Origin of the sequence: Providencia rettgeri (genome assembly GCF_041075285.1) — a bacterium.
Classification (GTDB): Bacteria; Pseudomonadota; Gammaproteobacteria; order Enterobacterales; family Enterobacteriaceae; genus Providencia; species Providencia rettgeri_G.
The window spans coordinates 563,397-577,441 of record NZ_CP163512.1 but is presented as its reverse complement, the minus strand read 5'-3'; the positions used below and the strand labels follow the sequence as shown (position 1 = coordinate 577,441).

At 42.2% G+C, this 14,045-nt stretch carries 15 protein-coding genes; 1 reads left to right on the top strand and 14 read right to left on the bottom strand.

Translation table 11 applies throughout. From position 1 onward, the window contains the following. Positions 1-172: 172 nt before the first annotated feature. Positions 173-427 (bottom strand): helix-turn-helix domain-containing protein, encoded by a 255-nt coding sequence (locus tag AB6N04_RS02580; RefSeq protein ID WP_369310368.1) that lies wholly within the window; start codon positions 425-427, stop codon positions 173-175. Positions 428-1,334: 907 nt separating this feature from the next. On the opposite strand from AB6N04_RS02580, the gene AB6N04_RS02575 reads away from it, so the two are divergent. Beyond that, the gene (locus tag AB6N04_RS02575; RefSeq protein ID WP_369310367.1) at positions 1,335-2,219 is read left to right on the top strand and encodes a helix-turn-helix domain-containing protein; all 885 of its coding nucleotides are present in this window, start codon (positions 1,335-1,337) and stop codon (positions 2,217-2,219) included. A 215-nt stretch (positions 2,220-2,434) separates the two neighbouring features. On the opposite strand, the gene AB6N04_RS02570 is transcribed toward AB6N04_RS02575, so the two are convergent. The 13 genes from AB6N04_RS02570 to napG all read right to left on the bottom strand — a co-directional run bounded on the left by AB6N04_RS02570 (position 2,435) and on the right by napG (position 14,040). Beyond that, on the bottom strand, positions 2,435-4,471 hold the full coding sequence (locus tag AB6N04_RS02570; RefSeq protein WP_369310366.1) for a TonB-dependent copper receptor: 2,037 nt from the start codon (positions 4,469-4,471) through the stop codon (positions 2,435-2,437). 170 nt (positions 4,472-4,641) lie between these two features. Next, the gene (locus AB6N04_RS02565; RefSeq protein WP_369310365.1) at positions 4,642-5,082 is read right to left on the bottom strand and encodes a DUF2946 domain-containing protein; all 441 of its coding nucleotides are present in this window, start codon (positions 5,080-5,082) and stop codon (positions 4,642-4,644) included. A 246-nt stretch (positions 5,083-5,328) separates the two neighbouring features. Continuing rightward, complete coding sequence (locus AB6N04_RS02560) at positions 5,329-6,054, bottom strand: hypothetical protein (protein ID WP_369310364.1); 726 nt, start codon at positions 6,052-6,054, stop codon at positions 5,329-5,331. A 153-nt stretch (positions 6,055-6,207) separates the two neighbouring features. Beyond that, a complete protein-coding gene (locus tag AB6N04_RS02555) occupies positions 6,208-7,278 on the bottom strand; it encodes a cytochrome c-type biogenesis protein CcmH (protein ID WP_369310363.1) in 1,071 nt (356 codons plus the stop codon). Next, positions 7,275-7,832, bottom strand: coding sequence for a thiol:disulfide interchange protein DsbE (gene dsbE, locus AB6N04_RS02550; protein ID WP_369310362.1), 558 nt, complete (start codon positions 7,830-7,832; stop codon positions 7,275-7,277). Before dsbE ends, AB6N04_RS02555 begins: the two co-directional genes overlap by 4 nt. Beyond that, on the bottom strand, positions 7,829-9,760 hold the full coding sequence (locus AB6N04_RS02545) for a heme lyase CcmF/NrfE family subunit (protein ID WP_369310361.1): 1,932 nt from the start codon (positions 9,758-9,760) through the stop codon (positions 7,829-7,831). Before AB6N04_RS02545 ends, dsbE begins: the two co-directional genes overlap by 4 nt. Continuing rightward, entirely contained in the window at positions 9,757-10,242 is a 486-nt protein-coding gene (gene ccmE / locus AB6N04_RS02540; protein ID WP_369310360.1) for a cytochrome c maturation protein CcmE, read from the bottom strand. The genes AB6N04_RS02545 and ccmE overlap by 4 nt, the downstream gene beginning before the upstream one ends. Further along, positions 10,239-10,451, bottom strand: a complete 213-nt coding sequence (gene ccmD, locus AB6N04_RS02535) for a heme exporter protein CcmD (protein ID WP_369310359.1) — start codon at positions 10,449-10,451, stop codon at positions 10,239-10,241. The genes ccmE and ccmD overlap by 4 nt, the downstream gene beginning before the upstream one ends. 2 nt (positions 10,452-10,453) lie before the next feature. Next, positions 10,454-11,188 (bottom strand): heme ABC transporter permease, encoded by a 735-nt coding sequence (locus AB6N04_RS02530; protein ID WP_369310358.1) that lies wholly within the window; start codon positions 11,186-11,188, stop codon positions 10,454-10,456. Positions 11,189-11,385: 197 nt separating this feature from the next. Further along, entirely contained in the window at positions 11,386-12,024 is a 639-nt protein-coding gene (gene napC, locus AB6N04_RS02525; protein WP_369310357.1) for a cytochrome c-type protein NapC, read from the bottom strand. A 9-nt stretch (positions 12,025-12,033) separates the two neighbouring features. Further along, positions 12,034-12,483 (bottom strand): nitrate reductase cytochrome c-type subunit, encoded by a 450-nt coding sequence (gene napB, locus AB6N04_RS02520; protein WP_369310356.1) that lies wholly within the window; start codon positions 12,481-12,483, stop codon positions 12,034-12,036. Then, on the bottom strand, positions 12,480-13,343 hold the full coding sequence (napH, locus tag AB6N04_RS02515) for a quinol dehydrogenase ferredoxin subunit NapH (protein WP_369310355.1): 864 nt from the start codon (positions 13,341-13,343) through the stop codon (positions 12,480-12,482). The genes napB and napH overlap by 4 nt, the downstream gene beginning before the upstream one ends. Then, positions 13,330-14,040 (bottom strand): ferredoxin-type protein NapG, encoded by a 711-nt coding sequence (gene napG / locus AB6N04_RS02510; protein WP_369310354.1) that lies wholly within the window; start codon positions 14,038-14,040, stop codon positions 13,330-13,332. Before napG ends, napH begins: the two co-directional genes overlap by 14 nt. Positions 14,041-14,045: the final 5 nt, after the last annotated feature.

Here is a 14,045-nt window from a genome sequence, read left to right as displayed (position 1 = left end):
AAAACACAAAAATCGAATAAGTTAAGTAGTGACTTATTTTAACATGCTGAAATCATTTAAATTATCGTCAGCTTTCATTTTTTGAATACACTAAAAAGCGAATTAAAATACTAACCGTTATTAATTCATCTAATTAATTAATCATCTAATAACGTTTTAAAACGATAACGGGTTAATGCAATGTGCTACGCGCTCCACTATTAATGTTAACCACGCCATATAAGAAAGTCGTTGGCTCTAAATTAAACAGATAGGCAAACTGAAACAATGAATCAACATCAATACAGCTGTCACCATTCTCAAAACGATTCATTTCATCCTCTGAAACACCAATTAAAGTAGCTGTTTGCTTAATGCTCATTTTATGACTTTCACGCTGCATACGAATTTTAATACCTAACATTTTAGCGATATTATTTTTACTCATAATTCCCCCTAATTTTTTAAAACAAAATAAATAATGGATGCGTAAATTATCATCAGATTTAACTCTATAAATTGATTTATGATAATAAAATTTAAGTTAAACACGTCATAATAAGACTATCTCACTCATCAAAAAAAGCCAAAACAGAAATAACACATTGAAATAAAATAACTTATTTACTTTCAATGTTACATTTAATTATTGATGCAAGTCACATTTTTATTCAACAAATAACAACTAAAACAATCTTTTTCGGATTAATCTCGTAATAACATTATAATTGTACAATAGATTTTTAAATCAAAGTAAAATTTTAGCTTATTTTTTTCATATTATAAAATCATTATATGCTATTTATTGTTATTTCATTAAGATTAACGTGACAATTTGTTGTCAATCGTATCAATAAGTTTCCACTAGCAAAATTAATCAAAAAGACAAGTTCATCCAGCAAAAGTTATTTTTTCAATAAAAAAAAGTAAAATATATAAAAAACCATCCAAATAACTTTTAAAATAAGCCTTTTTTCAACAAATAGATGATGTGATTTTATTTTTAATAATGCTTTTGCAAATAATCATTAAAAAACCATCAATTAATGACATTCTTAAAGTGAAGTTGTTTTATTTTTCTTTAATATCTAATTTAGGTTGGAAATAATGAATTAAATTTTAATATTATTATATTGAATGAAAGTCACGCACACACAAAAAAAGCGTATCACATTGATTTTGTGCTAAGAAAAACGGTAACAAAACTTACTTAACTTCACATCTTTTTAATTAAATTGCCAGTAAACATGTTATCCTATTCAGAGCACCCATGAATACCCACTTAATATCAACCACCACTATTAATAGTTCTGCATTCTGTTGGTCTTAAGTAAAAGAGAAATGAAAGGATAATCATGCTACAAGAAAGCGTTATCAGAGAAATCATTCTTTGGATTGAAGAAAACTTGGAATCTCGCCTATCTCTTGATACCGTCGCCGATAGGTCAGGATATACAAAATGGCACTTTCAGCGCCTGTTTAAAAACCAGACAGGATTAGCTTTAGGCTCTTATATTCGTGCAAGGCGCTTATCTTGTTCCGCCGTCGCCTTACGGTTAACTAACGATAGTATCATGGATATTTCTCTTCGCTATCGCTTTGATTCTCAGCAAACATTTTGCCGAGCCTTCAAAAAACAATTTAACCTAACCCCCTCAGAGGACCGTAAACGTGAAGGCTGGAAAGTCGATGGGTTCCGCCTTCCTTTACGAGACAGTAAAGCATTACAAGTGCAAGTTAAATTAACGCAACTTCCTGCGATAAATTTACTCGGCGTACAACACCGTTACACTCAAGATATCAACGAGTGGAACCTCAAAACAGAAGAACTTAGACGCCATTATTGGAAATCGTTCCTTGATAAAAATCAATATGTTACACGAAACTTATACGCTATCCATGGTGTTGATCCAAATGTAAATGAAGAAGGTCGTTTCTTATATACAACCGCTTTAGACGAAAAAGATGTCGATATCGTCCCTGCGCAGGCAAAAAGCTTACAAGTGCCTACGGGAAATTATTTAGAAATTAAATTCGACAGTAGCCTTCAAGGAATTGATTATAACGATATCATTTACACTGCCTATGGAAAGGTCTTAGCGGAGATGGATATTGTACGTGGCAATGGTTCGGATGTTGAGCTCTACGTGCTGAAATCTAAACCAACCTACCATGACTTTATTAATGACCCACATAGCTACATTCAGGAACTCAATTATTATATCCCTGTTATAATTTAAAGTATTATTAATAACCCGCTAATAAATAGCGGGTTCAGACTGCTGACAAACATAACATGTTTGGCGGCAGGTTGGATAGGTTTTGAAAATAAACAAGGAAAATCAATATATTGATTTTCGCCTGATAACACAAAGTGGGAAAAACCACGCTTTTATCCCACTTTGTCAACAACCTCAACCCGCTAATAAATAGCGGGTTATTTTTTTATCACCGATTAAAAAGTTACATTCACTTTAGCCCAAAATGTTCTACCTGGCTCATTCACTGGTACATTGGATGAATAGCCAAACCCGCTATTACCAGCTAAATTTAAGTGTTCGCTGTAGGTTTTATCAAATAAGTTATCAACCCCAGCACTTAATTTCACACTTTCATTCACTTTATACGCGGTATTTAAAGAAAAAAGGGTAAAGCCCGCACTTTTGCTAAAGTCTTTCCCAACTACATTACCGTCATTAATGGCAACACGGCTTTGACGGCTGACAACACGCATTAACCCTGTTGTTGTCCAATCCCCTTTTTCCCATGACAACCCGAAGCGAGTTTCAAGTGGAGGCATCTGTGGTAGCGCTTTACCGTCCGTTCGATTTTCCCCCCATGCATAGGCAAGGCTGGCATCGGCTTTCCACTCATCACTGAGTTTTTGTGCGATACCTAACTCTCCCCCCATAATCAAGGCATTGACATTTTTCACTTGGCTCATCCGTGGATTGCTGGCGCTATAGCGGAAAAGGATAAAATCATCAACACGTCCTACATAGGCAGAAACCCACGCATTGGTCTTTTCATCGCTATATTTTGCTCCCATATCCAACTGTGTGGTTTTTTCTGTTTTTAAGCGGTCAAAAACATTACTTGTGCCGTCTGGCCCGATTTTCGGTGAAAATAGCTCCCAATAATCAGGAAAACGTTCGGTATAGCCGACACCGGCATACAACATGACAGGGGTATTTTCCAGAGAATGTTCATAACGCGCAAAGCCTGCTGGCATGACAGTGTTACGCCCTGAAGAGCCAACTTCTTTATTATTTTCGACAATCACACGATCTAAACGTACTCCGCTGACAACTTTGCCATATGTGGTGGCTTGCCACGTTAATTCACTAAATAGGCCGTAATCTTGGAATTGCGCATCTTTCACCCAACCATGGGTATTTTTACTGCGATGCTTATTGGTTTGCAGATCGCCGCCGGCACGCAGTTCATAGTCTGTCCATAACCATGTTCCCATTACACGTCCCCCGATAGTTTCACGGTCAACCCGCATTTTCATTGGCATATTCATCATACCGTGGCTACCGTGCCCCATCCCCATATGCCCCCCCATTCCACCGCCAGAGGGGGAACGCAGAGAATAGTTATCCATAATATGATCGGCATAGTTGTAATACGCATTAGCTTCTACTTTATCGAGAACATCACCTATATTACTTTTCTCAAAGCGTACACCATAACTTTCGCGTTTAAATTGAGAGCCATCCATTCCGCGTCCTGCATAACGCGCTTCCCCATCCCCTTTTCCAGCGGTCAGTTCGAGTAATGTGTATTCATCAGGCGTCCAACCCAATGCAATATCGGCGTTCCATTTGTCCCATTTCGAAGGCACTTTTTTACCATTACCATCTTTATAATCATCAGCGCGCGATTTATTACCTATCACACGCATATAGCCCGTCTCATTGCCTAAGCTGACATCCCCGTTGGCGTCCCAACGTTGATTCGACGCGGTTAATGCGCTTGCATTACCTTTAAATCCCGCCTCGGTAAAAAGGGGTTTCTCGCGTTCAAAACGAACGGTTCCCGCTGAGTTGCCTGGCCCCCAAAGTACCGTTTGAGGCCCTTTAATCATGTTGAGGACATCAAAGTTTTCAGGGGATATATACGATGTTGGCGCATCCATCCGTGACGGGCAAGCCCCCAACATTTCACTATCGTTGGTTAAAATACGTAAACGTGAACCAAACATACCTCGAAACACAGGGTCGCCGTTCGTTCCGCCATTACGAATTTGAGAAAAACCTGGAATGGTTTTGAGGTAATCAGCACCATCACTGGCAGGAACAGGCTGTCTTGGTGTTTTCGGTGACGTGCTAATTGTTAACGGTGAATCAATAGGGGCGGTGACAATCATCACTGAACTCTCTGAGATAGCGCTTTGGTTAATGTCATTTTTCGCCACTACCGATACCGAACAAAACGCGCTGATGACCAATGTTGCCGCAGGTGCAAATTTAAATTGCAGTGTGTTCATTTTTAACCTGTTTTTATATCAATAGAAATACAACTACTCTCCCCTACTGACAAAACGATATCCCCAATGGGGTAACCTCTTGAAAAAACAAAACTCAAGACGTGTACAATCCGTTTTGCGCTATAAGGCAAAAATAGAATTAAGTTGTTGAAATATGAGTGATACAAAAATCAGGTGATTGGTGGGGCTCGAGCAAGATGTAATGACCAAGGCCTAAATAACCAAAGCGTGACACAAGGTTTAAAAGGCAGGAAAAGGGTTAACGTTGCAAGCTGCCTAATAACGGCCGCAATAAACAGGATAATAAACGGGAAATGAACCAACAGTTGACAGTAACCACAGGCAATATCCTCCATCGGCGATTGCCCAATCCCCGTCATTAACATATGGTTTATTGCACCGCTGTGTTCACAATCTTCAGGCATCAGCATTCCTTGATGCGAATGCATCGAATGTTCTGCCATTAACCTGTTCTCTGTAACGTTATTGGTCTCAATGCAGTGTTTTATCTGCTCCATAGACTTGGAAATTAATGGAGCAATAAACAACATCGCGACGGCTAATAACGCCAGATAGGCAGCAAGTTGTCTGATTGAAGAGCGCAGGTGCAACGTTTTTCCGTTATCTGGGTACGAATTTATAGCGCCGAATTGTAGCTTATTTGGAAGGATGTTGTTATTGATTTTCTAAATTAATGTTAAGTGGCGCTCAATAGCACATAAGATAAGCTAAAAAGCCGTTTCCAATGATAATCAATCTATCGATTAAATTTGTACGCTTAACATGATAAGTTGAGAATAAAACGAATAACATACAATTATTCGCTTTAATATTATTGAATTACAAATGAATTAGTACTATCGATTGAGGTGACACCATTTTGCGCTAGCCACTATTCTATCTATCTCTTCCTGAGTCTGAATTCGTTTCAGTTTATCCAGCTCATTCCAAACCGTTTTAGTCAATTGAAATCGGTTCTCTTGCGTCAAACCGTTCAATTTAGCTTGTCGATATTTTTCTTTTTCTATCTTATTAATATTTTGTTTAAACTCTTCATAAACAACCATAAATTTTTTTGCTTCCTTGCCATCAGGGCCTTTTTCGACGGTTACCAATATTTTATGGCTGAGCTTTTCTTTAAGAAAATTTTTGACGATATCGGGTAATGAGTGGTATGCAGCAATTTTGTCATCTTTCGCTTTTTGAATATATTGTAGGCTTCTTGGGACTTGACTTGTTTGATAATTAGGTTGCCTTCTCGCTAACCCCCCTTTCTTAACTGGTACCTGACAAAAGCGACTTAGATTACTTGGCTCCGAACATGCTCGAGTTAATATCGGCGCTCTTAAAATATTTTTTTGATCAATATTTGAAGGCTCTGAATAGGCATGCTTTAAGGTAGGAAGTCGAATCGGCACTTTTGACCCTGTTCGGTTAATCTGTTTTATCTGTTTTAGGCTATCACTAGGTTGAGTTAGTTTTAGTCTCTGATTTACGAGATCCGTTTTAACTTTTTTATCGAATGGGAGTTGATTTAAATTCCCTATGATTGGGTGAGGGATATTCGTTAGATGAGTGGTCATATTGCTTCCTTTTATCTAGTTATAAACTGAAGCAATATTAAAAGAGCTGGTATCAGCCTTCTTTAAAAAACCGAAGCAATCAAAATGTCGGGGGAATATTAAACATCAGTGTTATACAGGCGAACACCTGTATAACACGATCAATGAAGAAACTTAATTATCAGCAGGCAAGCCTTTCTTTTCATGGAGCATCATCAGCGCTTGCTCGACGCTACGCTCGATAATCACGCGGCGTTGGTCATTCTCAGGTAGCAGTTTTAACATCATTTGCCATGCTGAAATTGCTTCTGCATAACGTTCTTGCTCAAAAGCATTGAAAGCAAAAATACTTAACGCTTTCACATTGGTACGATCTTCGGCAATCAGCTTTTTCAGTAACTCGCCACCTTGACGGTTATCTTCCGGATCAGATGAGCGCGTCAGCACTTCTGCGTAACCAATCACCACATTTTCATCTTTCGGTGAAAGACGATATGCCCGACCATATGCATCTGTTGCCATAGTAGCATTGCCAAGCACCATACCAATACGCCCTAACATTACCCATGCTTCAACATTTTGCGGATCTTCTTGTAAACGCGTTCGTAACCCTAGCGCAAGGTGTTCCATTTCCGCATTATTCAATGGTGGTTCTGATGGGTTTAGGGCTCTATCTAGCAAAGCAGGCGCTTGTTGATAAGCCGTATTCCAATCCACCACCTTTTCATAGCTACCCACTTGATAATAAGCCCCAGCCGCGACGCCCAGTGCAATTAATACACCCGGCACATAGACCCAATAACTGACTCGTGAAGCTTCGGGGATCGCATCTTCTTCACCACTTTCAACTTGCTTGATACGTACACGTTTTTTCGAGCGCGCAAAAATAATCCAGCCGCCAATAAAAATAGCGACGAACGGTAAAGCCCATAACATTATCGTTAGCGGCGTTAATGGCGGGTTATAAGTGACAAAGTAGCCATAACGCGCCACCATATAATCAACGATTTCATCTCGGCTTTTACCTTCTTTCATCAACTCATACACTTTTTGGCGTAAATCCAGCGCAATCATTGAATTAGAATCCGCAATACTGTTATTTTGGCATTTTGGACAACGTAACTCTTCGGTTAACTTACGAAATTGCTGCTCTTGTTGCTCGTTATCAAAGGTAAACACTTCCGTCGCCGCGTAGGTCACCGTTGCACTCAGTGCTAACATAAGTAAGCCCAGTAAATACCTCATTGGTTCGCCTCCTGGTTATAGCGCTCCCAAAGGGGCTTAAATTCTTTTTCCCAAACTTGCTCATCCATGGCGCCTGCGTGTCGGTAACGAATAATGCCATTACCATCAATGAGAAATGTTTCTGGCGCACCATAAACACCGAGATCAAGCCCTAACATCCCTTCCCCATCAAATAGACTTAATGCGTAAGGGTTACCCAATTCACGCAGCCATACTATTGCTTTATCACGCTTATCTTTATAATTTAAGCCAACTACACGTACACCTTGTGCTGATAATCTGTTGAGATACTGGTGCTCTGCTCGGCAAGTTGGGCACCATGTAGCCCAAACATTCAATAAGATAGGTTTGCTTTGCGTTAATACGTCAGCCTCATAATGTTTTCCGGGGTTTTCTAACGATTCCAAACGGAAAACTGGCACTGGCTTACCAATTAATGCCGATTCTAATAGACGTGGATCATCCCCCTGTGCATTCCGCATCAGTTGCCACAGCAATACCGCTGCTATCCCAGCAAAAATAAGAAAAGGGATTAAAAAGACTTTGCGGTTCATGCTGTTTCCCCTTGCAATTTGCGGCGACGATAACGTGGGTCAAACAGGCAAAATAACGCACCGATCGCCATCAGCACACCGCCAGACCAGATCCAACGAACAAATGGTTTATAATACAAGCGCATAGTCCACGTGTTTTTATCAATTTCTTCACCGAGGGCAGCGTATAAATCACGGGTAAAACCTCCATCAATCGCCGCTTCTGTCATTACAGCACGGCTTACGCTATAAAAACGTTTTTCCGGCATTAGAATGCTAACCACTTTGTCTTTATTGGTAACAGAAATACTACCAATCACACCTTGATAGTTCGGGCCGTCCGCTTCGCGTACCCCATTAAATGTGAAGGTATAACCGTGGATCGCAATGTTGTCTCCCGGTTTCATTTTTACATCACGCTCAATACTGTAGTTTTGACTAAAGGCGATCCCAACAATCGTTACCGCTAAGCCTAAGTGCGCCAATACCATGCCCCAATAGCTTGGGGTGAGTTTGATTTTTTTACTGATGCGCACTTTCATTTCAGCGAACGCTAAAATGGCGATCCAGCACGCCATCATCAGCCCCACAACAGTGAGTGCTTCGATACGATCTTCCATCAGCATAGGTAATGCGAATGACAAAATCAGGGTCATGAGTGTCGCAAAGATCAGCATTTTTTTAATTGCCGCAGGACGGTCACGTCCCCAACGAACCAATGGACCAATCCCTAATAACAGGGCAAACGGCACCATCAGTGCAATAAACATGGTATTAAAGAAGGGTTCACCGATAGATATGGTGCCTAACCCCATTTGTTTATGAACTAAGGGTAACAATGTACCAAGCAACACCACTAGCATCGCCGCGGTTAAAATAACGTTATTGCCCAATAACATGGACTCACGTGACCACAGAGCATTATTCACCCGTGAACGTACTTTATGACCTCTTAGGGCAAACACCAACAACGAGCCGCCGATCACCAGTACCATAAACGCTAAGATAAAAAGTCCACGGGATGGATCAGAGGCGAAAGCGTGCACCGAAACCAACACGCCCGAGCGCACCAAAAATGTCCCGAGTAGGCACAACGAGAAGGCAAATATCGACAACAACAATGACCATGCTTTAAATGTTGCACGCTGTTCTGTGACCGATAAAGAGTGGATTAATGCCGTTCCCACTAGCCATGGCATAAAGGATGCGTTCTCTACCGGATCCCAGAACCACCAGCCTCCCCAACCGAGTTCATAATATGCCCATGCCGAGCCTAACATGATCCCAAGGGTTAAGAAGAACCACGCCGCCATCGTCCAAGGGCGAGCAAAACGAGTAAAGGAGCTATCTAATCGCCCACTGAGCAAAGCCGCAATAGCAAAGGCAAACGCCACCGAGAAGCCCACGTACCCCATATACAGGAGAGGGGGATGAAAGATAAGCCCAGGGTCTTGTAACAATGGGTTTAAATCACGACCTTCAATCGGGAACGCCGGTAATGTGCGTGAAAATGGATTTGACGTAAAAATAATAAACAGCAAGAAGCCAACACTGACCATGCCCATTATCGCAAGTACACGAGCTACGATATCTAGGGGCATGCGATAGCTAAACAATGCCACTGCGAATGTCCAGCCACTCATTAAGAGCACCCACAGCAGTAACGAGCCTTCGTGAGCTCCCCATGTAGCGGCGACACGATACCAAATCGGCAACTGGGTATTAGAGTTATTTGCTACATAAGTGACAGAAAAATCATTCACCACAAAGGCATTAACGAGAACCAGAAATGCCCCGGTTACACAGAGAAAAAGTAACCACGCCAAAGGGCGCGATGAGGCCATTAAGCGAGCATCATTGCGTGCAACTCCCCACAATGGATAGATAGACAGCAAGACGGCTAGACCTAACGCTAAACACAGTAAAATGCTACCAATTTCAGGGATCATGACGCATTTTCCTTATAGGCTGCGGCAGGCCTCCGATGGTTTTCTTGCATCGCTTTTTCAACTTCTGGAGGCGTATAGTTTTCATCATGTTTTGCTAAGACTTCTTTCGCTAAAACATGATTATTTTCTTGTAATTCACCTTGAACGACTACGCCTTGCCCTTCTTTAAATAAGTCCGGCAAAATGCCTTCATAACTGACCTGAATTTCTGCTTCTGCATCATAAACAGTAAAAGTAATTTTTAATGATTTTGGGTCTGCATCGCGAACCACACTGCCTGGCATGACCATGCCACCTACACGTAAACGCTGCCCAACTTCAGGCATTTGCTGAGTTTCTCGTTTACCATAGATAATTTCACCGGGTGTATAGAATAGGTCAATGCTCGAACGCAGTGCGTAGAGGATCAGTGCTATCGTTAAACCAACACCAATAAGTATGGAACAAATTAACCAAAGTCGGTTACGACGACGAATATTCACATCCCCTCCCTACGCGCTTTGGCGGCTTTTTGTCTTTGCTCGCGAGCTTGCTGTTGAATGATCCCATTAATAATCATTTTTCGTTGGATCACGGTATGTACACAGAGTAAAAAAATGGGGATTAACGTCAGCGCCACCGCTAACCAAACATAAAACCCATAACCTCCCATCGCAAAAAAATCGCTCCAAGATGCAAATGCGCTAGTCATGATCACCGCCCTCCTTTCTTCACAATATCAAGTACCCAAGGGCGATTACGTTCGAGGATCAACAACTGGTTACGTAAACGAATGAGCGTTAAAGAGATAAATAAAAACAGATACCCAAGGATAGCAAGGCGTAATGGTGTACGCATCGCTGGATTGATACTTTCTTGCATACGCGTCGATGGCTGATGCAATGTTTGCCACCATTCAACGGAGTAATGGATGATAGGTAAGTTGATCACGCCAATTAATACTAAGATGGCTGCGGCTTTACCCGCTGTACGGCGGTCATCGAATGCATGCCATAACGCAATAATGCCTACATACAGAAAAAATAGAATTAATTCAGAGGTTAAACGAGCATCCCACACCCACCAAGCCCCCCACATTGGCTTGCCCCATGTCGCGCCAGTGACTAATGCAATGAAGGTAAATACCGCACCAATAGGTGCCATTGCGGCAACGGCCAGTTCAGACACTTTCATCTGCCACACCAATCCAATAAAGGCGGTGATCGCCATCGTGGCATAAATTCCCATTGACCACATTGCAGCAGGAACATGGATGTACATAATTCGGTAACTCTCACTTTGCACTTTATCCGTGGGTGCAAAACCAAAGCCCCAGACCCAACCTACCGTTAAACATATGACACTTAATATAATAAACCACGGTACTAGACGCCCACATAACCGATAAAGATTAACGGGGATGGCAAGTTGATGAAGCTTTTTCCACATAGTTTAATTACCCTGATTTATTATATTGTTAGTAAACACTGAGTGACAACATCATACAATACACATTAAAAAATCAAATATATTGATTTAACACAAATATAACTTAGGCTGATTATACTCTTAATTGATAATCAGCCTATTTCGGAACATCACTTAAAATTCATTGGGATGACCCATCATAAAATGACGATGCCTAATTAAAAGCCTGGTTCAACGTCACGCATATCCGGCAGCTTATGGGCAATCCCTTTGTGGCAATCAATACAGGTTTTGCCATCCGTGACTGCTTGATCATGCATTTTGGCGGCGACCCCTTTTTGAGCGGTAAAATCCATATACTCAAAGTTGTGGCAGTTACGGCACTCCTGCGAGTCATTATTTTTCATTCGCCGCCACTCATTTTGCGCCATCGCTAAACGGTGATCTTCAAATTTTTGCGGTGTATCGATAACGCCAAAAATTTTCCCGTATAACTCTTTACTGGCTTGAATTTTACGCACCATTTTGGGACCAAATTCATGAGGCACGTGACAATCAGGGCATGTTGCGCGAACACCACTGCGGTTAGTATAGTGAATCGTATCCATATATTCTTCATAAACATTTTCACGCATTTCGTGGCAACTAATACAAAACTCTTCGGTATTTGCCATCTCCATACCTGTGTTAAAACCGCCCCAGAAGATCACACCACTAACAAAACCAATCAGCAATAAAGTACCTAATGCTAAGCGGCTTGGTCTACGCCACCACTGCCATATACGCCCAATAAGCCCAAATAAGCCTTTTTTCTTCAGCTTATCGCCCGCTGTTGGTTTTTCATTATTGTTTACCATAATTCCCCCTTATTTCCCAAAGCCTTTGGATGGGGTAAATGTGTTATCAATGATAGCCGGCGTATCGGATTGCGGTACATGGCACTGTAAACAGAAATAACGGTTTGGTGCGACTTCTCCCAACACTTTCCCTGTTGCATCCACAAAGTGCGTCGGGCTTACACGAGGAGCCCCTGTCGTGCGGTAATTTTCGACACCGTGGCACTGTAAACAACGATTTGTGTTGGTGGTAATTTGGTAGCCATCAACGCTATGTGGGATCATCGGTGGCTGATTCACATAGTTTAGTGCCATTCTTTCTTGCTCTTTAGGGATATGAATACTTCCCTCAGTCGCACCAGATACTTCGGGTGATTGAGTCAAATCGACACCATTAGCAGCCCAAACTAGACCACTGACAACAAAGACCATGCCTGCGATTGCGCGGCTTAGCGTCTTTTTCAGGACTGAATTTTTCATGATTTAGCTCCCGAGCTCCATCGTAGTGTTATTTTAAATACATCCTCAGAACAGACATCGATACAGCGACCGCAAGTGATGCAGTCTTTGTCAGAAATCAGTGCTGGGGCTTGTTTATCAAGGACCGGGGTACGCAATACTTGCGACTCCGGACAAACGTGGAAACAATCCATACAACGGTTACAGTTTTGTTTATTCACCGCCGTAACGACCAGTGCCCCCTTACAGCCCACAACGCCATACAATGCGCCTAGTGGACAAAGGTGACCGCACCATCCATGTTCCACGACTAATAAATCGAATAAAAACAGCGCGACTAAAACCAATGCGCCACTTGCAAAACCGAAAATTAAACTGCGCCCCATTAATGAAACGGGATTTAGCCATTCCCACAGTAAAGTGCCTGTCACTGCTGAACCGACTAAAATCACCACCAACAATACATAACGAATGTAACGTGGGATCGTGGCGGATTGATTTAGCTCGAACTTACGACGCAGCCATGCCGCGGCATCAGTAACAGGGTTGACAGGGCAAACCCAACTGCAAAAAACACGTTTTCCTAAAAATGCATACACAACAAACACGATGGCAGCCCCGATCAACGCAGAGATCCCCGGTAAGTAACCACTTGCTAAGCTCTCTAATGTAATCAGTGGGTCGGTTAATGGCACAGTATCTAACAATAAGCTGCTGCTATAGTTTCCATGTAAGATCCACACACCAAACCATGGACCACTTAAAAACATAGCGAGCACCAGTAATTGACTAACACGCCTTAGCACCAACCATTTGTGACTCTGCCACCACCCTTTTTTTGCCTGAGCTTCACGTCCGGCATCACGTTTACGATTTGCCATTGCTTCCCTCCAGCCAACCAAAACGGTAATGGCGGCCTAATTCACCTTTCGCCAACTCTCTTGGCAACACTTTGATTGCCGCTTCCTCCAAAACGCAAGCTTGCTCGCATTTACCGCACCCAGTACAGTAATGACTGTTTACCGTAGGTAGGAAACGTGCGTGTTTACCTGTTCGATGGTTTTGCTCAAGTTCCAACGTGATGGCTTCGTCAATCAGCGGACAAACCCGGTAACACACGTCACAACGTAACCCTTGGAAATTCAGACAGTTTTCTTGGTCAAGTAGCACAGCCAAGCCCATACGTGCATCATTGATAGACTCAATGTCTTTATCCAGCGCACCACTTGGGCACACTTTTGCACAGGGAATGTCTTCACACATTTCACACGGATTTTCACGAGCAATAAAATAGGGTGTTCCCGCAGCCAGACCCGATGCCAATGTTGCTAATTTCAACATGTCATAAGGGCAAGCCTGAACGCATTGACCACAGCGTACACAGGCACTGGCAAATGCCGCTTCATTTAGCGCACCTGGCGGGCGAAGCCTCACTCCGCTCGCTCGAGATGTTTGTTGCTGAAGCCCCAGTACCACACCAACAGCCGCTAATCCCCCCGCTGCGCGAGCAACATCACGCAAAAAGCGACGACGACTGTTCTGGGACTTAACCTTGTTAGGATCTGTTTTCTGGGGCATGAGCA